Origin of the sequence: Erwinia psidii, assembly GCF_003846135.1 — a bacterium.
Lineage (GTDB): Bacteria > Pseudomonadota > Gammaproteobacteria > Enterobacterales > Enterobacteriaceae > Erwinia > Erwinia psidii.
Window position 1 is genome coordinate 14,274 of sequence record NZ_RHHM01000015.1, and the last position, 26,754, is coordinate 41,027.

21 protein-coding genes and 3 pseudogenes are annotated in these 26,754 nt (G+C 53.3%); 6 read left to right on the plus strand and 18 right to left on the minus strand.

The window, feature by feature from the left end; translation table 11 throughout:
- Positions 1-169 precede the first annotated feature (169 nt).
- A complete protein-coding gene (locus EB241_RS16895) occupies positions 170-829 on the plus strand; it encodes a DUF1345 domain-containing protein (RefSeq protein WP_124234274.1) in 660 nt (219 codons plus the stop codon).
- A gap of 130 nt (positions 830-959) precedes the next feature.
- Here the strand turns inward: EB241_RS16895 and EB241_RS16900 are convergent, their stop codons facing one another.
- The 6 genes from EB241_RS16900 to xerD form a co-directional block, all read right to left on the minus strand.
- Complete coding sequence (locus EB241_RS16900; protein ID WP_124234275.1) at positions 960-1,181, minus strand: hypothetical protein; 222 nt, start codon at positions 1,179-1,181, stop codon at positions 960-962.
- A 375-nt stretch (positions 1,182-1,556) separates the two neighbouring features.
- A complete protein-coding gene (gene lysS / locus EB241_RS16905) occupies positions 1,557-3,077 on the minus strand; it encodes a lysine--tRNA ligase (RefSeq protein ID WP_124234276.1) in 1,521 nt (506 codons plus the stop codon).
- A 9-nt stretch (positions 3,078-3,086) separates the two neighbouring features.
- Positions 3,087-4,185 (minus strand): peptide chain release factor 2 gene (gene prfB, locus EB241_RS16910; protein WP_124234277.1). Its coding sequence is split into 2 segments (ribosomal slippage): positions 3,087-4,109 and positions 4,111-4,185, totalling 1,098 coding nucleotides; the frame shifts between segments, so codons are not numbered across the junction.
- Positions 4,186-4,687: 502 nt separating this feature from the next.
- Positions 4,688-6,406 carry a single-stranded-DNA-specific exonuclease RecJ gene (gene recJ / locus EB241_RS16915; RefSeq protein ID WP_124234352.1) on the minus strand — a complete coding sequence of 573 codons (1,719 nt, stop codon included), beginning with the start codon at positions 6,404-6,406 and terminating at the stop codon, positions 4,688-4,690.
- A gap of 5 nt (positions 6,407-6,411) precedes the next feature.
- Positions 6,412-7,116 (minus strand): bifunctional protein-disulfide isomerase/oxidoreductase DsbC, encoded by a 705-nt coding sequence (gene dsbC / locus EB241_RS16920; protein ID WP_124234278.1) that lies wholly within the window; start codon positions 7,114-7,116, stop codon positions 6,412-6,414.
- A 10-nt stretch (positions 7,117-7,126) separates the two neighbouring features.
- Positions 7,127-8,053, minus strand: coding sequence for a site-specific tyrosine recombinase XerD (gene xerD / locus EB241_RS16925; RefSeq protein ID WP_124234279.1), 927 nt, complete (start codon positions 8,051-8,053; stop codon positions 7,127-7,129).
- A gap of 97 nt (positions 8,054-8,150) precedes the next feature.
- Here xerD and fldB point away from each other — a divergent pair, with 97 nt between their 5' ends.
- A complete protein-coding gene (gene fldB, locus EB241_RS16930) occupies positions 8,151-8,669 on the plus strand; it encodes a flavodoxin FldB (protein WP_124234280.1) in 519 nt (172 codons plus the stop codon).
- Between the two features lie 164 nt (positions 8,670-8,833).
- On the opposite strand, the gene EB241_RS16935 is transcribed toward fldB, so the two are convergent.
- Positions 8,834-9,241 carry a protein YgfX gene (locus EB241_RS16935; RefSeq protein WP_124234281.1) on the minus strand — a complete coding sequence of 136 codons (408 nt, stop codon included), beginning with the start codon at positions 9,239-9,241 and terminating at the stop codon, positions 8,834-8,836.
- On the minus strand, positions 9,222-9,488 hold the full coding sequence (gene sdhE, locus EB241_RS16940) for an FAD assembly factor SdhE (protein WP_124234282.1): 267 nt from the start codon (positions 9,486-9,488) through the stop codon (positions 9,222-9,224). Before sdhE ends, EB241_RS16935 begins: the two co-directional genes overlap by 20 nt.
- Positions 9,489-9,702: 214 nt before the next feature.
- Here sdhE and ygfZ point away from each other — a divergent pair, with 214 nt between their 5' ends.
- The gene (ygfZ, locus tag EB241_RS16945; RefSeq protein ID WP_124234283.1) at positions 9,703-10,683 is read left to right on the plus strand and encodes a tRNA-modifying protein YgfZ; all 981 of its coding nucleotides are present in this window, start codon (positions 9,703-9,705) and stop codon (positions 10,681-10,683) included.
- 172 nt (positions 10,684-10,855) lie between these two features.
- On the opposite strand, the gene trhA is transcribed toward ygfZ, so the two are convergent.
- Entirely contained in the window at positions 10,856-11,509 is a 654-nt protein-coding gene (gene trhA, locus EB241_RS16950; RefSeq protein ID WP_124234284.1) for a PAQR family membrane homeostasis protein TrhA, read from the minus strand.
- 298 nt (positions 11,510-11,807) lie between these two features.
- Between trhA and EB241_RS16955 the strand changes: the two are divergent.
- From EB241_RS16955 to EB241_RS16965, 3 genes and pseudogenes are all read left to right on the plus strand, one after another.
- Positions 11,808-12,526, plus strand: a pseudogene (locus EB241_RS16955) (MurR/RpiR family transcriptional regulator).
- Positions 12,527-12,679: 153 nt separating this feature from the next.
- A pseudogene (locus EB241_RS16960) lies at positions 12,680-14,189 on the plus strand (PTS transporter subunit EIIC).
- 40 nt (positions 14,190-14,229) lie between these two features.
- A complete protein-coding gene (locus EB241_RS16965) occupies positions 14,230-15,669 on the plus strand; it encodes a 6-phospho-beta-glucosidase (protein WP_124234285.1) in 1,440 nt (479 codons plus the stop codon).
- Positions 15,670-15,796: 127 nt separating this feature from the next.
- On the opposite strand, the gene EB241_RS16970 is transcribed toward EB241_RS16965, so the two are convergent.
- The 9 genes and pseudogenes from EB241_RS16970 to EB241_RS17015 form a co-directional block, all read right to left on the minus strand.
- Positions 15,797-16,540 carry an SDR family oxidoreductase gene (locus EB241_RS16970; protein ID WP_124234286.1) on the minus strand — a complete coding sequence of 248 codons (744 nt, stop codon included), beginning with the start codon at positions 16,538-16,540 and terminating at the stop codon, positions 15,797-15,799.
- 120 nt (positions 16,541-16,660) lie between these two features.
- A pseudogene (gene tnpA, locus EB241_RS16975) lies at positions 16,661-17,107 on the minus strand (IS200/IS605 family transposase).
- Between the two features lie 186 nt (positions 17,108-17,293).
- On the minus strand, positions 17,294-20,176 hold the full coding sequence (gene gcvP, locus EB241_RS16985) for an aminomethyl-transferring glycine dehydrogenase (RefSeq protein ID WP_124234287.1): 2,883 nt from the start codon (positions 20,174-20,176) through the stop codon (positions 17,294-17,296).
- Between the two features lie 23 nt (positions 20,177-20,199).
- On the minus strand, positions 20,200-20,586 hold the full coding sequence (gene gcvH / locus EB241_RS16990) for a glycine cleavage system protein GcvH (RefSeq protein WP_124234288.1): 387 nt from the start codon (positions 20,584-20,586) through the stop codon (positions 20,200-20,202).
- Positions 20,587-20,663: 77 nt separating this feature from the next.
- Complete coding sequence (gcvT, locus tag EB241_RS16995; protein WP_124234289.1) at positions 20,664-21,758, minus strand: glycine cleavage system aminomethyltransferase GcvT; 1,095 nt, start codon at positions 21,756-21,758, stop codon at positions 20,664-20,666.
- Positions 21,759-22,259: 501 nt separating this feature from the next.
- Positions 22,260-23,462: an FAD-dependent 2-octaprenylphenol hydroxylase gene (gene ubiI / locus EB241_RS17000; RefSeq protein ID WP_124234353.1), complete on the minus strand. Its 1,203-nt coding sequence runs from the start codon at positions 23,460-23,462 to the stop codon at positions 22,260-22,262.
- Between the two features lie 13 nt (positions 23,463-23,475).
- Positions 23,476-24,654, minus strand: a complete 1,179-nt coding sequence (gene ubiH, locus EB241_RS17005; RefSeq protein ID WP_124234290.1) for a 2-octaprenyl-6-methoxyphenyl hydroxylase — start codon at positions 24,652-24,654, stop codon at positions 23,476-23,478.
- Complete coding sequence (gene pepP / locus EB241_RS17010; RefSeq protein WP_124234291.1) at positions 24,651-25,967, minus strand: Xaa-Pro aminopeptidase; 1,317 nt, start codon at positions 25,965-25,967, stop codon at positions 24,651-24,653. Before pepP ends, ubiH begins: the two co-directional genes overlap by 4 nt.
- A gap of 41 nt (positions 25,968-26,008) precedes the next feature.
- Positions 26,009-26,587 carry a YecA/YgfB family protein gene (locus EB241_RS17015; protein WP_124234292.1) on the minus strand — a complete coding sequence of 193 codons (579 nt, stop codon included), beginning with the start codon at positions 26,585-26,587 and terminating at the stop codon, positions 26,009-26,011.
- Positions 26,588-26,754: the final 167 nt, after the last annotated feature.

Sequence of the window (26,754 nt, forward strand, 5' to 3'; positions counted from 1 at the left end):
CGTTCTTCATACTCACCAATTATGTAACAGGAGAACGCGACAGCGTATCCTTTACCGCTCCCCGGTGCCTGAAGCGTCACCGCGACATTTAACATGCAGAAAGCCCGCGCGTTTTCGCTGGCACCGACTACAGTTGACTGATTAAGTCGCCGGAAAGAAAACAGATATCATGGCCGCTTCACTGACCACGCATCTTTTCGCACGTTCACGTTTGCTGACCGCCATCGCTGCCGGCGTGTTCAGCTATTTTTTACTGCCCGCACAATCAGGGCATCTGCAACGTTTGCTGATAAGCTGGAATATACTGGCATGGCTTTATCTGTTCTTGATCTGGTTTCGCATGCTGCGCACTGACGCAGCAAGAATCAGACGCATTGCCCAAATACAGGATCAGAGCGCCAGCCTGGTGTTGACTCTCGTTATCCTCGCCTGCGCAACCAGTATCATCGCGATCATCAGTGAACTGCCCACGCTAAAACATCTCACCGGCACACCGCGAGCGCTGCATCTGCTGCTGACAGTGACAACACTGTTTGCTTCATGGGCATTATTGCCCAGTTCCTTTGCCATGCATTATGCTCATCAGCACTACCTGCACTTTAGCAACAGCGTCACACCGATGATCTTCCCGGAAAAACCCACCCATCCAGGGTACTGGGATTTTCTCTACTTCTCCTTTACCATTGCCGTCGCCTCGCAAACAGCGGACGTGGCAACGGGCACCACAGAAATGCGTAAACTCGCGCTGCTACAGTCAGCGATCTCCTTTATTTTCAATCTGGTCATTCTGGGATTATCAGTGAATGTCGGCGCGGGATTGCTCAACTGACTTGATGACGGGTAGGCACCCGTCAGACCATTTAGCAAACCGCTGACGCCATGCGTATTTTCAGCCAGCGGTGAGCGTTGAAGATAGCCGACGTGGAGTAGCGCCAGAGATTAACAGCAAGGTAATCCGCTTATTGCTGAGCCTGCTGTTTGCTGTCAGCTTTTTTTTGTTTTTTACTGGCCATATGGTGCCCTATCGCACAGCCAGCCGCCGCACCGGCGACACCGTGATGTTTGATATGCCCCGCCACGCCTCCAACGGCGGCCCCTTTCAGGCAACCTTTTGCTTCAGCCTGCGAACTGATAGCCATAAGCAGACCTGCTGTGATGACGATCGCTGAACATTTATGCATCCGATTGACTCCCTGATAGATAATTAACGCCCGATAGCGTTCTCAGAGCATAGTTGAATCAGTTATTTCTGGGGGGAATCTGCATAAAACTTAATACTGTTTACCTGCTGTTACGAAATTACGCCTGCCATACAGGCCGAAATAATTGTACATAACGCCAGGTTACCCTTACAAAAAACGGCGTTGCTCTGACAGAATATTCCCTGTTGCTTATAGCGGAGTTGATAACGTTCCGGTCGGAAAAATGCGGACAAAATTTAATCCGTAATCGGTATCTTCAGCAATGGCAAAAAGTATATCGTTCTTTTTCCGCTGTCTGCCTCACCATAAAAAAGGGGCGAATATATTCGCCCCTGATGCACAATGCAGAATCAGTTATTTACTGCCGGGTCGCAGGGCAGGAAACAGGATCACATCGCGAATAGTGTGACTGTTGGTAAACAGCATTACCATTCTGTCGATACCAATGCCCAGACCGGCCGTGGGGGGCAAACCGTGCTCCAGCGCCGTGACATAATCTTCATCGTAGAACATGGCTTCATCATCACCGGCGTCTTTGGCATTAACCTGCTGGAGAAAACGCTCAGCCTGATCCTGCGCATCGTTCAACTCGGAGAAGCCGTTACCGATTTCACGACCGCCGATAAAGAACTCGAAACGATCGGTGATCTCCGGGTTGGTGTCATTGCGACGCGCCAGCGGTGACACTTCTGCCGGGTACTCGGTAATAAAGGTAGGCTGGATCAGATGGTGCTCTGCTGTTTCTTCGAAGATCTCAGTCACCATACGGCCCAGTCCCCAGCTCTTTTCGATTTTGATGCCAAGCGACTGCGCGATGGCGGTCGCTTTGTCAATGTCGTCAAGATCGGCAAGAATGGTTTCAGGCCGGTATTTCAGGATCGCCTCTTTCATCGTCAGCTTTGCAAACGGCTGGCCAAAATCAAACTGCTGCTCGCCATAAGGCACCACCGTGGTTCCCAATACGTCCTGGGCCAGAGTGCGGAACAGGCTTTCGGTGAGTTCGATCAGATCCCTGTAATCGGCATACGCCATATAGAGTTCCATCATGGTGAACTCAGGATTATGACGTGGTGAAATACCTTCGTTACGGAAGTTACGGTTGATTTCAAAAACGCGCTCAAAACCGCCCACCACCAGACGCTTCAGATAAAGTTCCGGGGCGATGCGCAAATACATATCGATGTCCAGCGCATTGTGATGGGTGATAAACGGGCGGGCTGACGCGCCACCGGGGATCACCTGCATCATTGGCGTTTCCACTTCCATAAAGTCACGCCCCACCATAAAGGCGCGGATACCGGCCATGATCTTTGAACGAACTTTGAAAGTATTACGGGATTCGTCGTTAGCGATCAGATCAAGATAGCGCTGGCGATAGCGGGTTTCCTGATCGGCCAGGCCGTGGAATTTATCCGGCAACGGACGCAGTGCTTTGGTCAACAGGCGTAGTTCATGGCAGTGGATGGACAGCTCACCCGTTTTGGTTTTAAACAGCTTACCGCGGGCGCCAACAATATCACCGAGATCCCATTTCTTGAACTGCTCGTTATAGATACCTTCCGCCAGATCGTCGCGGGAAACATAAAGCTGGATGCGACCACCTACATCCTGCAGGGTCACAAAGGAAGCTTTACCCATGATGCGACGGGTCATCATGCGCCCGGCGACACTCACTTCCACGCCCAGAGCTTCCAGTTCTTCGTTTTCTTTCGCGTCATAGGCAGCATGAAGCTGCTCTGAAATCGTGTCGCGACGGAAATCGTTCGGAAATGCCACGCCATTTTCACGCAGCGCGCTGAGTTTTTCGCGACGCGCTTTCAGTTCATTATTCAGATCCAGTGCGGCGTCAGCGCTCTGCGGTTGTTGTTCAGACATGTCAGTTCCTTATAGCCCTGCTTTCAAACTTGCTTCAATAAATCGGTCGAGATCGCCATCCAACACCGCCTGGGTATTGCGGGTTTCCACGCCGGTACGCAGATCTTTAATACGCGAGTCGTCCAGCACATAAGAGCGGATCTGACTGCCCCAGCCAATATCAGATTTATTATCTTCCATCGCCTGTTTCTCTGCATTTTTCTTTTGCATTTCCAGCTCGTACAGCTTCGCCTTCATCTGCTTCATCGCCTGGTCTTTGTTCTTATGCTGAGAGCGATCGTTTTGACATTGCGTCACGGTATTGGTAGGAATGTGGGTAATACGTACCGCCGATTCAGTACGGTTTACGTGCTGACCACCCGCGCCGGAAGCACGGTAAACGTCAATACGCAGGTCCGCCGGGTTGATCTCAATATCAATATCGTCATCCACTTCAGGATAGATAAACGCAGAACTGAACGACGTATGACGGCGGCCGCCTGAGTCAAATGGGCTTTTACGTACCAGGCGGTGTACGCCGGTTTCCGTGCGCAACCAGCCAAAGGCATAGTCGCCCATGATCCGCAGCGTTGCAGACTTTGTACCTGCGACATCGCCTTCGGATTCTTCAATGATTTCAGTTTTAAAGCCTTTCGCTTCGGCCCAGCGTAAATACATTCGCACCAGCATACTGGCCCAGTCCTGAGCCTCAGTACCACCGGAACCAGCCTGAATATCAATGTAACAGTCGGCGCTGTCGTACTGGCCGGAGAACATACGACGAAACTCCAGTTCAGCGAGCTTCTTCTCCAGCCCATCAAGTTCTGTCACGGCTTCGTTGAAGGTGTCTTCGTCTTCCGCTTCCACCGCCAGATCCAGCAAACCGGAAACGTCTTCCAGCCCCTGGCTCATCTGCTCAAGCGTTGCGACAATCGCCTCCAGTGAGGAACGCTCTTTACCCAGCGCCTGCGCGCGTTCCGGCTCATTCCACACGTCCGGCTGTTCCAGCTCGGCGTTAACTTCTTCTAAGCGCTCTTTCTTTGCATCGTAGTCAAAGATACCCCCTGAGAACGCCGCTGCGCTCAGAGAGATCCTGAATCCGGTTTTTTACAGGATTAATTTCAAACATAATTTGGGTCTTCAACGGTCTGTAATGTAATGAGGCAGTTTAACCGAATTTGTGCATGGTTTGTAGCATTGAAAGGCGCGATTTTGCTGAGCAAATCCGTGCACTGTTCGCACGACATCACCGCATTCCGATCATCAGATCCGGCTACGGAGATGCCGTTGACTCACCCGCTGTCTGCTATCCGGCAAATTTTATACTTTGCTTTCTTCGTTAAAAACGGTCGCCATTTTCTTTAAATAAGTTCAGGACATTTTTAAATGCAATTTCACTCAGCGTTTTTTATTTCCGGCCACTTACACAATTTTCCCGATATAAAATCCGCCATCGGCGCGCAGCAATATAAGTGACGCTGAGGGGAATTATGCAGCCACAGGATTACAGGGGCGGATTACCATCGGCTGAGGAATAATCAGGCAGGTTGATACACTGGCAGGCCAGCGGCAAGGGTCTGTCACGCCGGAATAACCGCACGCAGAGGGTGCGGTTATTAGCGCATGGCATTTTACAACGGCCAGATATGATCGATGATCAGCTGAACGCTGCGATTGCCGCGAAACTCGTTAATATCCAGCTTATAGGCCAGTTCAACCTGTTTTACACCGGCATCGGGCCACTGCGAGGTATCAATATTAAACGCAATACCATCAAGAAGCGGGCCACCGCCCAGCGGTTCTACCATCACTTTCAGATGGCGTTCCTTCAACAGCCGCTGCTGGATGAGCGTGAACTTACCGTCAAACTGCGGCTCAGGGAAAGCCTGTCCCCAGGGGCCTGCATCACGCAGCAACTCCGCCGTTGGCAACGTCAGCTCCTGCGCCAACAACTCACCATCAGACCAGATAACCCCTTGTAACGACGCCGCGTCCAGCCATTCACCCACCAGCACGCCAAAATGCTGGCGGAACTCCTCAAACCTCGCCTCTTCCAGCGTCAGTCCGGCAGCCATAGCATGTCCGCCAAATTTGAGCATCAGTCCGGGATTAAGCGTGTCGAGCCGTTCCAACGCGTCACGCAGGTGAAACCCGGCAACTGAACGACCAGATCCTTTCAGCATTCCTTCGCCCGCCGGGGCAAATGCGATAACCGGCCGGTGAAAACGCTCTTTCAGCCTGGAGGCCAGAATACCCACTACCCCCTGATGCCACTCCGGGTGATACATGGCGATACCTAACGGCAATGACTCACTGCTTTGCTCCAGCCGTTCACATAACGCCAGCGCCTCTGCCTGCATCCCCTGCTCAATCTCTTTACGGGTTTGGTTCAGTGAATCCAGCTCCGCCGCCAGCATCCGTGCCTGTGCAAGATCCTCGCTGAGCAGCAGCGCCACGCCGACGGACATGTCATCAAGTCGTCCCGCCGCATTCAGCCTCGGTCCCAGCGCAAAGCCCAGATCGTTAGCGGCCAGCTGACGGGCATCACGGTTAGCCACCTCCAGTAACGCCTTGATACCGGCACGACATTTACCTGCACGAATACGGTTCAGCCCCTGCCAGACCAGAATGCGGTTATTCATATCCAGCGGCACCACGTCGGCAACCGTGCCCAGCGCCACCAGATCGAGCAGTTCCGCCAGGTTAGGCAATGCCTCTGCACCCTGCTCGCGCAATCTGGCACGCAGGGCCAGCATCAGATAAAAAGCCACGCCGACGCCAGCCAGAGAACGGGAAGGAAAAGCACAATCGTTCAGATTTGGATTAACGATAGCATCTGCATCAGGCAGCGTTTCACCGGGCAGGTGATGATCGGTAATCACCACGGCAATCCCTTTTTCATGCGCCAGGCTGACGCCCGCATGGGAAGATATGCCGTTATCCACGGTGACAATCAGCTGTGCACCACGGGCAGCGGCCTGCTCCACCACTTCCGGGCTGAGACCATAACCATCATCGAAACGATTAGGCACCAGATATTTGACGTTGTGCCCGCCCATCGCGCGCAATGCCAGCACCGCCAGCGCGGTACTGGTTGCGCCGTCTGCGTCAAAATCACCGACGACCATCATGCAATGGTTGGCAGTAATGGCCTGATGCAAAATTTCTGCTGCGCGTTCAATACCGTTCAGGGAATGGAACGGATGCAGGTTTCTTACCCCGCGATCCAGTTCAGTTTCCTGCCGGATGCCGCGATAAAGATACAGGCGGCGGAGCAAAGGATGAAGATGGTCAGAAAGCGAACAGTCTTCCACTGCCTCCCGGCGGCGAAGTTCGGTTTTAGCGTTCAATTCGATCAACCACGCTTCTGGCTGTCAAGCATCTGCTTCATTTCCTGAGGACCCTGGTAGCCAGGGATAACCATGCCATTCTGTAACAGGATCGCCGGCGTCCCCTGAATACCGTAAAGCACCCCCAACTGGTATTGTTTGGCAAGATCGATTTTGCAGTCTGCCTTCGATACGGCCTCACCTTTCATTGCCGCATCGAAGGCTTTCTTGCGATCCGCCACGCACCAGATGGACTTCATCTCTTTGGCAACCTGGCCATTCATCCCTTCACGCGGGAAAGCAAGGTAACGCACGGTGATACCCAACGCGTTGTAATCCGCCATCTGCGAGTGCAGCTTATGACAGTAGCCACAGGTGATGTCGGTAAATACCGTAATGACATGCTGTTCTTTCGGCGCTTTGTAAATGATCATCTCATCGCGCAGCGCATCGACTTTTTTCTCAAGCAGTTTGTTAGTGACGTTGACTGGCTGCCCGGCGGCGCTCACATCGTACAGCGGCCCCTGGATAAATTGTTTGCCGTCTTCAGTGATGTACAGCACGCCGCTTTCAGTCAGAACGGTTTTCATGCCTGGCAACGTGGAGGGCTGAATATCAATCTGTTGCAGACCCAGCCTCGCCAGCGACTGGCGGATAGCCGTATCATCAGCATGTGCAAAACCAGTGACGGTGGTGATCAGCAGAGAAAGTAAAAGGTGACGCTTGTTCATTTAATGTCCTTTAAGCCTCATTATCAGGCTGTTTGTCTTCACGCCGGGCGCGAGGGTGATGCTGTTGATGCAACTGACGCAAACGCGCTGTCGCGACATGCGTGTAGATCTGCGTGGTCGACAGGTCACTGTGTCCAAGCAGCATCTGTACGACACGGAGATCGGCACCGTGGTTCAGCAAATGAGTGGCAAATGCATGTCGCAATACATGTGGAGACAGCTTCTCGCTGTCGATCCCTGCCAGTGTGGCGTAATGTTTAATACGATGCCAGAAAGTTTGACGCGTCATCTGTTGCGCCCGATTACTGGGGAACAGCACATCGAGGGTTTGCCCATTAAGTAACCACGGACGGCCATACTCAATAAACTGCTCAAGCCAGTAAATAGCTTCTTCCCCCAGCGGCACCAGCCGCTCCTTGTTACCTTTTCCTGTCACACGCACGACACCCTGCCGCAGGCTGAGATTATTGAAGGTCAGACTGACCAGTTCCGTCACGCGAAGACCGGTGGCATATAACAACTCCAGCATGGCTTTATCGCGTAGCTCAACAGGTTGTTCCGTTCCCGGCGCCTGCAACAGACGCTCAATTTGCGCTTCACTGAGGTCCTTCGGCAACCGCTGCGGCAGTTTTGGAGAAGCCAGCACCGCACTGGGATCGTCCTCACGCAGCTTTTCACGGTAGAGGTACTGAAACAGACGACGCATGGCACTGAGCAGCCGTGCAGAACTGGTCGCTTTGTAGCCTCCTTCAAGCCTTTCGGCCAGAAAGCCCTGCAATTCAGCTGACGTTACCTGCAATAAATCAAGGTTGTGATGAGCCAGCCAGTCTGCCAGTAACCTCAGGTCGATCCGATAGGAAGCCAGCGTATTTTCCGCCAGATTTCGCTCCAGCCATATTGCGTCAAGAAACTGCTCTATCAGGTTGCAGTCCTGCACATCGCCTCCTCATTACGCCGATGCTGGCGACACCCCGCCAGGGTTCAATTCTGATATAATCCGCGCCATTGCACCACGAACATTGAGCTTACCAGAAATGAATATTGGCCTTTTTTACGGTTCAAGCACCTGCTATACCGAAATGGCAGCAGAGAAAATCCGCGATTTTATCGGTGAGGATCTCGTTACCCTACACAATCTGAAAGACGATGCTCCCGAACTGATGGAACAGTATGACATGTTGATTCTGGGTATTCCCACCTGGGATTTTGGCGAGTTGCAGGAAGACTGGGAAGCCATCTGGCACAAACTGCCATCGCTTAATCTACGCGACAAGGTGGTCGCGCTTTACGGTATGGGTGATCAGGCAGATTACAGCGAATGGTTTCTTGATGCGCTTGGCATGTTGCATGACATTCTGGTTCCGCTGGCAGTGAAATTCGTTGGCTACTGGCCAAAGGAGGGCTATCAGTTCACCAGCAAAAAACCACTTACGTCGGATGGCAGCCAGTTTGTTGGCCTTGCCCTGGATGACGTCAATCAGTTTGACGCTACCGATGAGCGCATCGCACAGTGGTGTGAACAGATTCTGACCGAGATGGCCGACTTACTCTGACAGGTAAAAAAGCCGTCTGCCTGCACTGTTGACATCGCAAAGAAAAACCGTACGCCGGGTATCTGTCCGGCGCGTAGGCAACAAATTCAACCGGGTTTTGAGCTGACCGGCAGAATATCCACGGTGGGTCAGTTGGGTGCCATACGCCGACGTCTTCGGCGTTATCAGGCACGCCGGGCAGGACGGAGCAGCTGCTTTCGCAGTGAGCGCCACGCTTCCCCGGACATACTGTCACACAGCAGCCACAATTTTTCCCGCTCCCCGTTTGCAGAACGCAGCGTTAGCAGAATCGCCTGACGGGTTATCCACGGACGCCCGGATATCTGCCAACGTCTCTGCCGCCATTGCAACTGTCGCCCCTCGAAAAGTGCGATTTCTCCTTCACGGCTGCCTATTCGCCGTTGACTGCGTACACACTCCAATACCACCAGCGTCAGTAGTAGCATCCATACAACCGTATAACTGGCAGGCCAGGGTGCCAGTAGCAAAATCAGGATCACCATGCCGTGCAGCAGCAGGGAAACCCACTGCGCTCGCCATGAAATCCGCAGATCACAGTGCCACAGGGCCACGTTGCTTATTTCGCTGCTGAATCAGATGCACCATACGCTTCAGTTCAGCATCTGGTGGCTCGCCGTGGTTCATCAGCCAGTTGAAAAGATCGGGATCATCATTTTCCAGCAGGCGGACAAAGATGTGTTTATCACTGTCACTCAGTGAATCATACTCATACTCGAAAAACGGCATGATTGAGATATCCAGTTCACGCATGCCACGACGGCAGGCCCAGTGAACGCGGGCTTTATTGCTGATATCCATTTTATCCATCGTCAGTCAGTCAAACATGCAGAGCAGTGTATCGCGTTTTAGCGGGAAGTTGATGCAGCAATTTTCAGCTTACGAGCCGCTTCGCAAAGCAGTGGTGCAATAACAGGGAGATCACAGGTTTTGTGCCTCATTTCCCGAAAAGCGGTTGCAAAGCCGGTCGGCTCTTTTAACATGACGGGAGGTTTATTTTATTCAGGAAGACATTATGCCGACTTTCCCTTTTTTGCCTCGTCAACCGGTGGCATCATCACGTCTGCCACTTACGCTTGTCTCACTGGAAGAGTGGGCGCTGGTTAACGTTACCGGCGCTGACCGTATCAGCTATCTCCAGGGACAGGTGACGCTGGATGTTGCCGCTCTGGATGCAGCTAATCACCTGCCAGCGGCACATTGCGACGCCAAAGGTAAAATGTGGAGCAATCTGCGTCTGTTTCATCGTGGTGAAGGGCTGTCTTATCTGGTACGACGCAGTCTGCGCGATACACAAATTACCGAACTGAAAAAATATGCCGTGTTTTCTAAAGTCAGTATTACCGCCGACGACGAAGCAGTACTGCTTGGCATCGCCGGCTTACAGGCACGTTCTGCTTTAGCCCACTTTTTCAACACGCTGCCGGATGCGGACAATCCAGTCATACAGCATGAGAAAACCTCTCTGCTGTGGTTTGCCCTGCCAGCCGAACGCTTCCTGGTTGTCACCAGCAGTGATAAGGCGTCAGCTCTCTGTGCGGTGCTGGAAGGCCAGGCACAGCTGACCGACAGCTCACAGTGGCTGGCAATGGATATTGAAGCGGGTTTCCCGGTCATTGATGACGTCAACAGCTGCCAGTTAATTCCACAGGCCACCAATCTTCAGGCGCTGGATGCCATCAGTTTCAGGAAAGGCTGTTACACCGGCCAGGAGATGGTTGCCCGTGCGAAATTCCGCGGTGCCAACAAGCGGGCGCTCTACTGGCTGGCTGGAGTCGCCAGTCGTCTCCCTGCGGCCAGCGATGCGCTGGAGATAAAACTGGGTGATAACTGGCGTCGCACCGGAACCGTTCTGGCAGCCTGCACGCTTGATAATGGTGACGCGTGGGTACAGGTGGTGCTGAATAATGATTTGCAACCGGACAGCGAACTGCGCGTACAGGGTGATGAAGGCGGCAAACTCACCATCCGGCCGCTGCCCTACGAGTTAACCTGATGAGGCGGTCAGTGCCGCACAGCCTGATAAAACAGTCTCCGTAAAGAAGATGCTGGCGGCGGACAAAAACGCCACGGGCCTTGGTTCGCGCCGTCAATGGCGCGAACCGCCACGCCAGGTTTCCGCTCACCACACTCTCTGCCGTGTGCGTTGGGATGAAAAACCACGGGCGTCATGAGATATAGAAATAAATTGACAGGAAATGGCAGATACTGCCGCCCAGCACAAACCCATGCCAGATAGCATGGTTGTACGGGATGCGGTTCGACAAATAGAAGAACACCCCCAGCGAATAAATCACCCCACCCGCCGCCAGCAGCCAGACCCCGCCCGGCGAAAGTTTGATTGCCAGTTGATAAATCACAATCAGCGACAGCCAGCCCATCAGCAGATAGGTTATCACCGACAGCGCCTCAAAACGGTGAACAAACGCCAGTTTGAACACTACCCCAATTAACGCCAGACTCCAGATAACCACCATCAGGCCATGTGCCAGCGAAGAATTTAGCCCGACGAGTAAGAAAGGAGTGTAAGTGCCCGCTATCAAAATATAAATAGCGCAATGGTCGAGCTTTTTCAGCCAGTATTTCGCCCGCGGGTGCGGAATCGCATGATAAAGGGTGGACGCCAGAAACAGCAGGATCATGCTACCGCCATACAGGCTGTAGCTGGTGATAGCCAGGGGGCCAGCCTGGCTGTTGACCGCCTGGTTCAGCAACAGCAGCAGCCCGACAATACCAAAAATAAAGCCGATACCGTGGCTGATGCTGTTTGCCACTTCCTCGGCCAGCGAATAGTCGTGTGCTAATAACGTTTTATTAGTCATAACAATTACTCCCTGGAATGAAACGGACGTGTCTGAGGCCAGTTGGTATCAGCGTTCAGCACTAATGTAATATCGGCCAGCCCGCGCAAAAATTGAGCGGTGTAAGAGTAACTGAGAACAATTTCAGAGTACACATGTAAGCTAAAAATAAACTGTGAACGCCTGTAACATAAACAGCCTAAAATCAGAGGGTGAACTGGTTTCGTAAAGACGCCACTGCGACCTGCATGAGTAAAACGCCTGCCTGACAGTAAAAAAATCTGCTAAAGTAGCGATTCCACGCAATTCGAGCACCGCTATGTTTAGCCATAATACCCCTGCCACCTTCAACGCACTGGAATTACAGATCTACCATTACGCAATAAAAAAACCGTGACAAGATCATGTATATGACTATTCGCGAACTGGCCGATGCGTCAGCGGTTTCGACCACAACCGCGTTACGTTTTTGCAAAAAGATGCACTGCGATGGCTATTCAGAATTTCGTATCCGCTTTAAATTATATCTTGAGCAGGAACAGCCATTGCCGGGCCAGTCCGGTATCAGTGAAATCGTAAAAGCATTAATAATGCTGAGTTCGAAACGTTAATAGCGGAAGCGGTAAAACATCTGGTTAAAGCGGAACGTATCATATTTGTTGGAGCGGGAACGTCCGGGACGCTGGGGAAATATGGCGCACGTTTTTTTCTAACGTTGGAAAATTCAGCAACCATATTGACGATCCTTAATATCCGGTTAACAGTGATATGTATAAATACGTCGTCGCGGTTACCTTATCTGTCCCAGGCGAAACACCGGAAATACTACGTCTGGCCACGCCATTTAACCTGCATCACTGCCAGGTGATATCAATCACCGATAATGATAACTCTTCGCTGGCTCGCATAGCCGACTTTAATCTGTCTTACCATATGCCACAGTTGCGTATGGCCGGGGTATATGACGTCACGACCCAGTTGCCGGTAATTTATATTCTGGAAACGATTGGTCGTCAACTGGCCAGACAGCTGAAATAAAAAAACAATCTGTTTTTTCAATGTGACAAATCACCTGCCTGTGAATTTATTATATCGTGACATTCTTCGCCACCTTGCTACACTTGCGATAATAATAAAGAACATTCCAGAAGTTTCTCCCTCCGAAATTAATGAACCCTGGCAAGGAGTAACATGGCTCTGAATTACGATAAGGTTGCTGAAGATATTATTCGCTTTGTTGGTGGCAATGATAACGTGATCAATGTCACGCATTGTGCCACAAGACTGCGCTTTATTTTAAAAAACACGATAGCGTTAATAAAGAACAGGTAAAAAGAGTAAAAGGCGCTATTACTGTAATTGAGGCGGGTGGTCAGTTACAGGTGGTGATTGGCAACCACGTCGGCGAGGCCAGGCAGTAATGAAGCAGGTGAATATTGACGATAATGCCGCGATAGCTGCCCCAAATGTGGGTATCATCAGCCGCCTGATGGATATCATCTCCAGTATTTTCGCCCCATTTCTCTATCCGCTGGCGGCCTGTGGTGTCCTGCAGGGCATTCTCTCGCTGATCACCGCGCTGGGCTGGATGGATCAGGCCAGCGGTGCATACCGTATTCTTAACTTTATCTCGTGGACCGGCTTCACCTTCCTGCCGGTGATGGTGGCTTTTACCGCTGCGAAGAAATTTAACGTTAACCCTTTCACCGCTGTCATTGCCGCCTGTGCGCTAATCAGCCCTGATTATATTAATGTGCTGACCGCCAATAACATTGTGCTTGCCAACTCAGCCGATCCCGCCATGCAACAACTGATGAAAGAGGCGGTAACCAACCCGGATATCGCCAAAATCCTGGTGGAGGTTGTCGGGATCCCGGTGAATGCACCAACGCTGGACTTTTTCGGCATTCCGGTCAAATACCTGACTTACAGCGCTTCGGTGATCCCGATCATCCTGATGGTCTGGATAATGTCATATGTTCAGCATTTCTTTGAACGCATTTTGCCGTTGGTGATCCGCAACCTGTTCACGCCGATGTTCGGCATCGCCATTATGGTGCCGTTGACGCTGCTGGCCTTCGGGCCGATTGGGAATGCGACAGGCGGCGCAATCGGCGGTGTTTATAACACGCTGTATCACCTTAACCCGCCCATTGCCGGATTGGTGGTTGGCGCACTGTGGATGCCGCTGGTGACGCTGGACGTGCACTGGGGCATCACACCGGTGACCGTGGGTAATTATGCCATGTTGGGGTACGACACCTTCATCGGGTTGCAGGCGTCCGCCGTCTTTGCCATGGCTGGGGCCACCTTCGGGGTATGGCTGAAAGCAAAAGATGCCAAAGTGAAACTGGTCGCCCTTTCAGCCGGAATGACCGCGCTGTTTGGTCTTACCGAACCGGCAATCTATGGCGTGGCACTACGGCTGAAACGGCCAATGATCTGCGGCTGCCTGGCGGGTGCCTCAGAACAAACTGTTGCAGTTTTTTTCAACGCCGTTTCATGGCGTTATTGCCTGCCGGGCATTGCTGTAGTGCCGGTGTTTTTCAAAGAGGGACATATGCCGCAGTTTATCGGCTTCCTGTTGTCGATAGGCGTGGCCTTCGTGCCCGGCGTGGTGTTTACCTGGTTTGCCGGATTTAAAGAGCAGCCGATGGCTAAGGCACGCCGCACTGGCCTGCCAGAACCTTCACAGGCCTGAATCGCCACTAAAAAATGTATCAGCTAAAAGGACAGAATTGATGACCACACATCAGCAGTTACCAAAAGATTTCCTCTGGGGAGGTGCCGTTGCCGCGCATCAGGTTGAAGGCGGCTGGGACCAGGGCGGTAAGGGCGTCAGTATTGCGGATGTTCTTTCCGGCGGCGCGCACGGCGTGGACCGGGTGATGACCGATGGCATTCAGCCAGGCTACAGCTACCCTAACCATCAGGCCGTGGAGTTTTACTCCCATTATAAAGAGGATGTGGCGCTGTTCGCCGAGATGGGGTTTAAGTGCTTTCGCACCTCAATCGCCTGGACGCGCATTTTCCCCAATGGCGATGAGCTGGAGCCGAATGAAGCGGGCCTGCAGTTTTATGACGACCTGTTCGATGAACTGCTGAAATACAATATCGAACCGGTTATTACGCTGTCGCACTTCGAAATGCCGTATCACCTGGTGAAGGAGTATGGTGGCTGGCTGAACCGCAAAGTGGTGGATTTCTTTGTTCGCTTCAGCGAGGTGGTGCTGGAACGTTACAAAAGCAAAGTGAAATACTGGATGACCTTTAACGAGATCAATAATCAGCGCAACTGGAAGTATCCGCTGTTCGGTTACTGCTGTTCCGGTGTGGTGTTTACCGACCACGATAAACCTGAGCAGGCGATGTATCAGGTGCTGCATCACCAGTTCGTCGCCAGCGCGAAGGTGGTCAAACTGGGCCACGGGATCAACCCGGATTTTCAGATTGGCTGTATGATTGCCATGGTGCCGCTGTACCCGTGGTCCTGCCATCCCGATGATGTGATGCTGGCCCAGCAGGCGATGCGTGAACGCTATCTGTTCAGCGATGTGCATATGCGCGGTTACTACCCCTCTTACATTGTCAATGAATGGGCGCGTAAGGGCTATAACATTGAAATGCATGAGGGGGATGCCAACGCGCTACGTGAAGGTTGTGCCGATTACCTTGGCCTCAGCTATTACATGAGCAACGCGGTGCAGGCCAATGCCGAAGGCAGCGGCAACGCCGTTTCAGGTTTTGAAGGCAGCGTACCTAATCCTCACGTTAAAGCCTCTGACTGGGGCTGGCAAATTGATCCGGTCGGACTCCGTTACAGCCTTGCCGCCCTGTACGAGCGCTATCAGAAACCGTTATTTATTGTCGAAAACGGCTTCGGTGCGATTGATCGGGCCGGACCTGACGGCCAGATTAACGACGATTATCGTATCGCCTATCTGCGGACGCATATCGAACAGATGAAACTGGCAGTGGTCTGTGATGGGGTTGAGCTGATGGGCTACACGCCGTGGGGGTGCATTGACTGCGTCTCCTTCACCACCGGTCAGTACAGCAAACGCTATGGGTTTATTCACGTCGATAAAAATGACGATGGCAGCGGCACGCTGAAGCGTTCGAAGAAAAAAAGCTTTGACTGGTATCAGCGCGTTATTGCCAGCAACGGCGAATCTCTCTGAAACGAAGCCAGCGCGTTCAGTTACCGCTGGCATGCATTAACGCCTACCCTGGATAAACGATCGGAAAAAAGGTCGCCATTTAAGGCGACCGATACACCTGACCGATGGTGCCGCTTTTATTGCGATTTTAACGCCCACCGGCCGCATCGATAAAAGTACCGGTGACGTAAGAAGCTGCTTCACTCAGCAGCCAGCTGATAGCCTGAGCGATCTCTTCCGGCTGACCGCCGCGCTGCATCGGAATAGCCGGCGCAACCCGATCAACCCTGCCCGGCTCACCGCCGTCGGCATGTATCCCGGTGTAGATAAAACCGGGCCGCACACCATTCACCCGAATACCCAGTGCTGCCACTTCCAGCGATAACCCTCTGGTCAGGGTATCCATCGCGCCTTTAGAGGCAGCATAATCCACGTACTCTCCAGGCGCACCAATACGGGCAGCAGCAGAGGACACATTAACGATAGCCCCACCCTGGCCACCATGATGGTGCCCCATCCTTTTAACCGCCTCGCGACAGCACAGGAAAGGCCCGGTAACATTGGTGGCGAACACCCGGTTAATCCGCTCTGCCGTCAGTTGCTCAACCGCTGACTGCTGAAACAGGATCCCGGCATTGTTCACCAGCCCGCTCAGTGTTCCCGGCAGGCTGTCGATCTGCCGGAACATCGCCAGTACCTGGTCTTCATCAGCAATATCCGCCTGCAGAATAAATGCCTGACCGCGTTGCTGATGTATAAGCTTTACGACCTCTTCCGCGGCTTCCCTGTTTTGATGATAATTCACCGCCACACAGTATCCCTGACGGGCCAGCAACATACTGGTTGCACGTCCAATACCCCGGCTGCCACCGGTTACTAATGCGATTTTCATCTGCCGCTCCACAATAAATATCCTCCGGCATAGCCGGAGGTTTTTCAGGTGCGCCTGTAAGGCCCTGTTACCAGCAGCGTCCTAACAGGCGCATACGATCGACATTTGCATCAGACTTCGTTACTTACGGCCCGTAAACGGGCTGCCCGGATAAGGGAGCGATAGCTGCTCTCCCATTTTATCCTCTTCAGGCTGGTGCTTTATGTATTCCTGTATCTTCACCGTGTTCTTGCCAACCGTTTCCACATAGTAGCCCTGGCACCAGAACTCCCTGCTGCGGTATTTGAATTTCAGATCACCAGGCTGCTCATACAGCATAAGGCTGCTCTTTCCTTTCAGATATCCTATCGAACCCGACACACTTATTTTCGGCAAGCATATGGATATGATCTGCGCTGCATTCAGCTTTCAGGATACGCACGTTTTCCACTCGCACAGCTTTCTTAAGATGCTACCTGTCGCCAGACGTTTCTCAGCGCAGAAGGCCTGTCTTCGGTATTTTGGCGCAAAAACTATGTGATATTTACAGTTCCATCGGGTAGGCGCTAAGCTCTTTTCGTCCCCCATTGGGACCCCCTTTGATTTCCTGTTGAACTTTTGCAGTTGCCAGAGCGCAAGATGTTTTAACAAATCAAAAGGGGTTTTAATAACTGGCTTAAAGCTGAAAGCTTTTCTGAACCCCCAGCCTGGCTGGAGGGAGCCATAGACAATAAAAAAGGGCACATGATGTGCCCTTTTTACCGTAGCCAAAAATCAGCAGGACTGGTCGTATTCACTCATGGGGACACAGGAGCAGAACAGGTTACGGTCGCCATAAACGTCATCAAGACGCTTCACCGTTGGCCAGTATTTATTCTCACTGCCTGCCGGGAAGACCGCCAGCTCACGGGTGTACGGATGCGACCACTCTTCCACGATTTCCTTCTGCGTGTGCGGGGCGTTAACCAGCGGATTATCCTCCACCGGCCATTCGCCCGATACCACGCGGTCGATTTCCATACGAATAGCCAGCATCGCATCGATAAAGCGGTCCAGCTCGGTTTTGCTCTCTGATTCCGTCGGCTCAACCATCAGCGTACCCGCCACCGGGAAGGACATCGTTGGCGCATGGAAGCCGTAATCAATCAGGCGCTTGGCAATATCCAGCTCGCTGATACCGGTCTGTTCTTTCAGCGGACGAATATCCAGAATACACTCATGCGCCACGCGACCATCACGACCGGCATAAAGAATGGGATAAGCTGACTGTAAACGGGTGGCAATGTAGTTGGCATTGAGGATCGCCACAGAGCTGGCCTGCTTCAGCCCTTTGGCGCCCATCATGCGAATATACATCCAGCTGATCGGCAAGATGGAGGCGCTGCCGAACGGCGCGGCGGAAACCGCTCCCTGTTGCGTCAGCACGCCGTCAATCTGCACCACGCTGTGACCCGGAACAAAAGGTGCCAGATGGGCTTTCACGCCGATGGGTCCCATACCCGGGCCACCGCCGCCGTGTGGAATACAGAACGTTTTATGCAGGTTGAGATGCGATACATCCGCACCGATATAGCCAGGCGTAGTGATACCGACCTGGGCATTCATGTTCGCTCCGTCAAGATAGACCTGGCCACCGTACTGATGAACAATCTGGCACACTTCACGAATGGTTTCTTCATAAACACCGTGCGTCGACGGGTAAGTCACCATGATACAGGAGAGCGCGTCACCCGCTTTTTCAGCTTTCTCACGCAGATCGTGCAGGTCGATATTGCCCTGTTTATCGCAAGCCACCACCACAACTGACATTCCCGCCATTTGGGCAGATGCCGGATTGGTGCCGTGAGCGGAGCTGGGGATCAGGCAAATATGACGTCGGCCTTCATTACGGCTTTCGTGGTAACGGCGGATCGCCAGCAGCCCTGCGTATTCTCCCTGAGCACCTGAGTTGGGCTGCATACAAAGCGCGTCGTAGCCCGTCAGCTGCACCAACCACTGAGACAGCTGAGCAATCATTTGCAGATAGCCCTCGGCCTGCCCTGCCGGACAGAAAGGATGCAGTTCTGCGAATTCTGGCCAGGTGATGGGGATCATCTCGGCGGCAGCGTTCAGTTTCATGGTGCACGATCCCAGCGGGATCATCGCCTGATTCAGCGCCAGGTCTTTGCGCTCCAGGCTGTGCATGTAACGCATCATCTCCGTTTCACTGTGATGACGGTTAAATACCGGATGGGTCAGGATCGCATCCTCACGCAGCATCCCGACAGGTACAGAGTGGCTGTTGGCCGCCAGCTCCCGATCAAGTTGCTCAATATCCAGACCGTGATTTTCTCCCAACAGAATGGAGAACAGCGCCGCCACATCTTCACGCAGCGTGGTTTCATCCAGCGTAATACCCACCGCATTATGAATATCAGTACGCAGGTTCACCCCAAAGCTGAGCGCACGATCCAGCACGGCGGCTTTGTCGGCAACCTCCACGGTCAGTGTGTCAAACCAGCTCTGATGGCGCAGCCTCAGACCGCCTTTTTGCAGTCCGGCAGCCAGAATATCGGTCAGACGGTGAATGCGCGTGGCGATGCGCTTTAACCCCACCGGGCCGTGAAAAACGGCGTACAGGCTGGCGATATTGGCCAGCAGCACCTGAGAAGTACAGATGTTGGAATTGGCTTTCTCGCGACGAATATGTTGCTCACGCGTCTGCATCGCCATACGCAGCGCAGTATTCCCGGCGGCATCGCGGGAAACACCAATGATACGGCCAGGCATTGAGCGTTTGTGCTCGTCGCGGGCAGCAAAGAAAGCGGCGTGTGGCCCACCATAGCCCATTGGCACCCCAAAGCGCTGGGCAGAGCCGAACACAATATCGGCCCCCTGCCTGGCCGGTGCCGCCAGCAGCACCAGCGACATAAAGTCCGCCGCCACCGCCACAATCACCTTACGTTCTTTCAGGGTTGCCATCAGGCTGGCGTAATTATGCACCTCTCCCGTGGTGCCCACCTGTTGCAGCAGCACACCAAACACATCCTGATGCTCCAGCACCTTCTCTGCCTTGTCGATCAACACCTCAAAACCAAAGGTTTCTGCCCGGGTGCGTAGCACGTCCAGCGTCTGTGGGTGAATGTCATCAGCCACGAAGAAACGGTTAGCATTTTTCAGCTTGCTGACACGTTTTGCCATCGCCATCGCTTCAGCGGCTGCGGTGGCTTCATCCAGCAGTGAGGCGGAAGCGATATCCAGACCGGTCAGGTCCAGCGTCACCTGCTGGAAGTTGAGCAGCGCCTCAAGACGTCCCTGGGACACTTCAGGCTGATACGGCGTATAAGCAGTGTACCAGCCGGGATTTTCCAGCATGTTGCGCAGAATAACCGGCGGTGTCAGCACCGGGGTATAGCCCATGCCAATGTAGGATTTGTAGCGCTGGTTCTGACTGGCTATTGCCTTAAGCTCCGCCAGAGCCTGATGCTCAGTCATGGCATCACCCATTGCCGGAGGGCCGGGGAGCTGAATGTCTGCTGGCACAATGGAGGCGATCAAATCGCCAAGAGAACGGGCGCCGATGGCGTTTAACATCGCCTCCTGCTGCTCCTCTGAAGGACCGATGTGGCGTTCGATAAATGCGCCGGTATGTTCAAGCTGGCGGAGAGTCTGAGTCATTAGCAATAAATCCTGATTACGGGTTATTCATCAATGCTGGTTTTATAAGCGTCGGCGTCCAGCAGTGAATCCAGTTCAGATTCATCACTGGCTTTGATACGAAACAGCCAGCCTTCGGCATAGGGCGCACTGTTGACCAGTTCCGGCTCGCCATTCAGCGCGTCATTTACTGCAACCACTTCACCGCTGAGCGGGGCGTAGATATCAGAAGCCGCTTTTACGGATTCAGCAACGGCACAGTCATCGCCCTGGCTGTATGTGTTACCAACATCGGGCAAATCAACAAACACCATATCGCCCAGCAGCTCCTGTGCGTGCTCAGTAATTCCTACGGTCCAGGTGCCATCTGCTTCTTTACGCACCCACTCGTGGCTGTCACGGTATTTCAACTCATTTGGCACATTGCTCATCGCCAGCTCTCCTGAAAGTAATTATTAAATGGCTTGCCATCACGGGCCGCCAGCCACAGCTCGCGGCCCGGAGGACGTTATGCGACCGGTTTACCGGCGCGAACAAAAATCGGTTTGGTGACGGTAACGGGCATTTCACGGTTGCGGATTTGCACAACAGCCGTTGCTCCAATTCCCGCCGGAACGCGGGCCAGCGCAATGCTGTATCCCAGGGTCGGCGAGAAAGAACCGCTGGTGATTTTGCCTTCGCACTGGTTGCCCCCGGCATCAGTAAAGCGCACCGGCAGGTCATTACGCAGCACCCCTTTTTCGGTCATTATCAGGCCGACCAGCTGTTCGGTGCCTTTTTCCCGCTGGGTTTGCAGCGCTTCGCGGCCAATAAAATCACGATCCTCAGGCTGCCACGCCACGGTCCAGCCCATATTGGCTGCCAGCGGGCAGATCCCTTCGTCCATCTCCTGGCCATACAAATTCATCCCAGCTTCCAGGCGCAAGGTGTCGCGCGCGCCCAGACCGGCAGGTTTAACTCCCGCCGCGATCAGTTTCTGCCAGAAATCCACCGCCAGCTCATTCGGCAGGGCAATCTCGTAACCGGCTTCGCCGGTATACCCCGTGGTGGCAATAAACAGCTCGCCGGACTGAACGCCAAAGAAAGGCTTCATCCCGGCGACGGCATCGGTTTGCGCCCGATCAAACAGACGTTGTGCTTTGGCCTGTGCATATGGCCCCTGTACGGCAATCAGCGAGAGATCGTCACGTTCGACGATCTGCACGTCAAACGGCCCGGCATGCTGACCGATCCAGGCCAGGTCTTTCTCCCGGGTGGCCGAGTTAACCACCAGGCGGAAAAAGTCTTCGCGCATAAAGTAAACAATTAAATCATCGATGACACCAGCAGACGCATTCAGCATCGCGGTGTAGAGCGCCTTGCCCGGCTGGGTCAGTCTGGCAACGTCGTTAGCCAGAAGGTAACGCAGGAAATCACGGGTGCGTGCGCCATGCAGATCGACGATGGTCATGTGTGACACGTCAAACATACCGGCATCGGTGCGCACCGCGTGGTGCTCATCGATCTGGGAGCCGTAATGGAGTGGCATCATCCAGCCATGGAAGTCCACTATACGGGCACCATTGGCCTGATGTTGTTCGAATAAGGGAGTCTGCTGAGTCATATCCTTTTCCTGTACTGTGCTGGTTGCTGTGCGTCTGCCTGACAGGCAGGCGCAAACGTTACCCTGAGGCTGAACTTATCACCGAACAGGATCATTAACCATAAGTTGAATGAGGTCGAAATTGTTATGGTGCAAAAAGCGTGGCAGGTAACCACTCAGGGTTTTTAACCATAAAAATACGCAAAGAAAGACATATATTTTATACATTACGCACCAGGTCAGTTTAAAAACAAAAAAACAGGCAAATACAGCCAGAATATATCTGCCCGGATTTCATTTAGTCATGAGAAAATATAATGCGAACAGGTGGGTAAAATTAGAATTTCTCAAATGATGTCCTGAAATGGGGCAAGCGGTTGAGCTGAGGGATTGGTATGGCAGTAGGACAGGGGTAATAAGGCGGACTGGCGAAAAAAGGGAAAAGGATATTTGGTTAAAAGCGAAGAAAAATAATCAGTATCAGCATAACTCAGGGCAGCACGGCGCTGCCCTGATGAGTATTTACCGCAACCATTCCGGCAAATCATTAAGGCCCATAGCCTGCTTGAGCAGACGTGGTTTTAAACCGGGTAGTTTGTCGGCCAGGCTTAAGCCGACATCCCGCAACAGTTTTTTCGCCGGATGATTGCCGTTGAACAACTCGCGAAAGCCCTGCATCCCGGCCAACATCATTGCTGCACTGTATTTACGGCTGCGTTCATAGCGACGTAAATAAAGGTGCTGACCAATGTCTTTGCCCTGCTGATGTAAACGCTTCAGTTCTCCCACCAGCTCCGCCGCATCCATCAGGCCAAGATTCACCCCCTGCCCCGCCAGCGGGTGAATGGTGTGAGCGGCATCACCAACCAGCGCCAGACGATGGGCGGCAAAATTGCGGGCAAAGCGCGCCATGAGCGGAAAGGTTTTTCGTTCGCTTTCCAGCGCACATAAGCCAAGGCGCATATCGAAAGTTACCGACAGCTGCTGGTTAAATACCGCTTCCGGCATTGACTGCAGCCGTAGCGCTTCCTGTGGTGGAAGCGACCAGACAATTGAGCAGAGATGAGGATCGCTCAATGGCAGGAACGCCAGAATCCCTTCCCCATGAAAAACCTGACGGGCAACGGCATCGTGTGGCTGCTGCGTGCGTACAGTCGCCACCAGTGCATGATGCTCATAATCATGAAACACCAGCGGAATATCTGCCTGTTGGCGGAGCCAGGAGTTGGAACCGTCAGCAGCAATCATCAGCCGCGCACTGAGCATACTGCCGTCACTGAGGGTGACAAAGGCTTCGTTTTCGCCAAACGCAACCTGCTGTAACTGCGCGGGGGCAATCAGGGTAATGTCATTCAGCTCGCTGGCCCTGTTCCACAAAGCCTGTTGGATTACGACATTTTCAATAATATGTCCGAGGTGGGACAACGCCTGCTGTCCGTTATCAAACGTGATATGACCGAAACTGTCGCGATCCCACACTTCCATAGCCTGATAAGCGCTGGCGCGGCAGGCGAGAATGCGGTTCCAGACGCCCAGATGCTGCAACAGGCGTTCACTGGCCGCGTTGATGGCTGAAACCCGTAACGCCGTTGCCGCACCGGAATCTGGCGGCGGCGGCGTCTCCCGCTCCAGCACCGCCACTTTCATACCGCTTCCCTGTAAACCACAGGCGACGGCCAGACCGACCATACCGCCACCCGCCACGATAACATCATACGTTTGCATCACCTGACTCTCCTCAACGCTTAACCCAGCCTAATGTGCGCCTGGCCAGCCAGTTACGCATCATCGGCAGGGAATCCATCGCCATCAGCCCCAGATTACGCCCCACCACCAGCGGTGTGTAGCGATTGGCAAATAACCTGACCAGAGTATCAGTGACACCAATGGTCATCGCGGCATCTGCCTGCCGCCTCTGCTGATAATCCTGCAGAATGGCATAGCTACCGATATCCTGCCCGTGACAGGATGCAGCCGCTACCGTTTCCGCCAGAGACATAACATCGCGAAGGCCCAGATTAAACCCCTGTCCGGCAATAGGATGCAGGGTCTGTGCGGCGTTGCCCACCAGCGCCAGACGGTGCGAAATATGCTGTGTCGCTACCTGAAGTCGCAGTGGGTAGCTGTAACGCTGTCCCACCTGAGTGATGCGCCCCAGCCGCCAGCCAAAAGCTTTTTGTAATTCATCCCGGAAATACTGCTCGCTCCAGCCATCAACCTGCGCCCGGGCTGCCAGCGGATGGCACCATACCAGCGAACTGCGCCCCTCAGACATCGGTAACAGCGCCAGCGGGCCGTGCGGAGTGAAGCGTTCAAACGCCTTGCCTTTATGGGACTGCGCGGTGGATATATTGGCAATTACCGCCACCTGCTGATAATCCTCAACCTGCCACTGAACGCCGCAGGATGCCGCAACGGAAGATTGGGAACCGTCTGCCGCCACCAGCAGTTGTGCATTAATCACTTCACCATTATCCAGCCTCACGCTGACCTGATGCGGACTTCGCACTACCGATGACACCGTTGCCGGACAGCATAACCGCACGCCTGGCGCCTTCTCCAGCAGTGCGAACAGATGCGCCCCCGCATCGTGTAACCCGACAACATGCCCCAATGCAGCAATGCCATAATCCCTCGCCTCAATAGAGACAAAGCCTGCATGACCACGATCGCTGACATGGACTTCGCTAATGGGGGTGGCACAGGCTTTCAGTGCTGGCCACAAATTAATCGCTGCCAGTTGCCGGCAGGTTCCATCAGCCAGCGCTATTGCCCGGCCATCGTAGCCCGGATGTTTACGATTTGCCGGTTCACTAGCTTCCACCAGGGTGATAGCTACCTTTCCTTTAGTAAGATGAGAAATAGCCAGTGCCAGCGTGGCTCCGGCCATTCCTCCGCCTGCAATCACTATGTTCATCGCGTCTTCGCTGCCGCCATCAATGCTTCAATTTCATCCGCGTCTTTAACCACGCTGTCGGTGAGATTCTCATTACCGTCCGCAGTAATAATGATGTCATCCTCCACGCGGATACCGATACCGCGATACTCCAGCGGCACATCGGCATCCGGGGCAATATACAGCCCCGGCTCGACGGTTATCACCATGCCAGGTTCCAGAATGCGGTCCCGGTCATGGCCATAAAATCCTACATCATGAACGTCCAGCCCAAGCCAGTGGCTTAAGCCATGCATATAAAACTGACGATGGGCCTGTTCGGCAATCAGCGTGTCCACATCACCCTTCATAACGCCAAGCTTCAGCAAACCGCTGACCATGATATGTACCACCTGGTCATTCACTTCGCGAATACTGGTCCCCGGACGAAACAGCGCCAGTGCTTTATATAAAGATGCCAGCACGATGTCATAGATCGCCCGCTGCGGCGCGGTGAATTTACCGTTAACCGGAAAAGTTCGGGTGATATCACCGGCATAGCCCTGCAGTTCACACCCCGCATCAACCAGTACCAGTTCGCCATCACGCATCTGACATTCGTTTTCAGTGTAATGCAGTATGCAGCCGTTTTCACCGGCACCAACGATGGTGTTATAGGAAGGAAATCTGGCCCCGTGTCGGTTAAATTCGTGGTGAATCTCACCTTCCAGCTGATATTCATACATGCCAGGACGACACTGCTGCATGGCTCGGGTATGTGCCAGTGCGCTTATGCGGCCTGCCTCGCGCAGAATGGCCTGTTCCTGCGGGGATTTAAACAGCCTCATTTCATGCACCCACGGACGCCAGTCGGTGAGCGTGGCAGGTGCGGTGAGGTTCTGACGGGAACCACGACGTAACTTTTCCAGCGCGGCAAATAGCAGGGTATCCGCCTGTGGATACAGGCCTTGCGCGTGATAAATCACGTCCAGTCCGTTCAGAAGCTGTGGTAACTGTTCGCTGATGTCGTCGAACGGGAGCGCGCGATCGACAGAAAGTTTCTGCGGCGCTGCATCCTGCCCAAGCCGACGGCCAAACCAAATCTCTGCACTCAGATCGCGAACCCGGTTGAACAGTACGCTGTGATGATGACTTTCACTGCTTTTAATCAGCACCAGCACGGCTTCCGGCTCGTTGAAACCAGTGAAATACCAGAAATCACTGTTCTGACGATAAGGATATTCGCTGTCATTGCTGCGTGTCGCTTCCGGCGCGGCAAAAATCACTGCCGCACTGGCCGGGGCCATTTTTGCCAGTAGCGCACGGCGACGGCGCACGAACTCTTGCTGTGTCATCAATTTCTCCTTATTGCAGTCCTTACCGGGGCAATCTGTGCTTAATGCAGGGTATTTTTTTTCACTGCCGCTTGCTTCGCCAAGGTACGGGTAAACGTATCGTGGCAAAGCAGTGCCGCCACCCGCACATATTCAATGACTTCTTCCAGTGATTGCTCCAGCTCATCCTGATCTTCATTTTCATCATAGCCCAGCTGAGCGATGGTGCGCAGGTCATCAATGGCCTCGCCGGTTTCACCTTTTACCTGGCTCAGTTTCGGTTGCGATACGCCCAGCCCTAACAGGAAATGGTTCACCCAGCCTGCAAGCGCATCGGCGCGGTCAAACACGCTGATATCGTCATCTTCTGGCAGATAAAGCTGAAACATAAAACCTTCGTCTTCCAGCATATCACCCGTCGCCTGATGCAGCTGTTGCAGAGGTTGAGCAAGTGCCTGGGAGAAAGCCATTCCCTCGTTGGTCAGATCAAAAACCAGCGTCTGCCAGCCAGCGCCTCTGTTGCCGCCGCAAATCAATCCGCTAATCAGCCCATGCATTTCGGCAGGCGTCATTGCCACGCCCTGCTGTGTAAGTGCTAAAGCCAGAGCATCATAACCCGGCATTGTGTTTGATAGTGACATACGTTTTGGTCATCGTTGGCTGGTTAAGTTCATGTTATGCTACCATCAGGTGCCTCGATGATTCCAGAAAGGGGTTGTTTCTTCTCAGTGGGGTAGTTATAGTTTCGCCCCTCCCAACCCATTGAGTGGTAAGGGAGATTAACGGCGAAATAATCAGTCAGGATGGT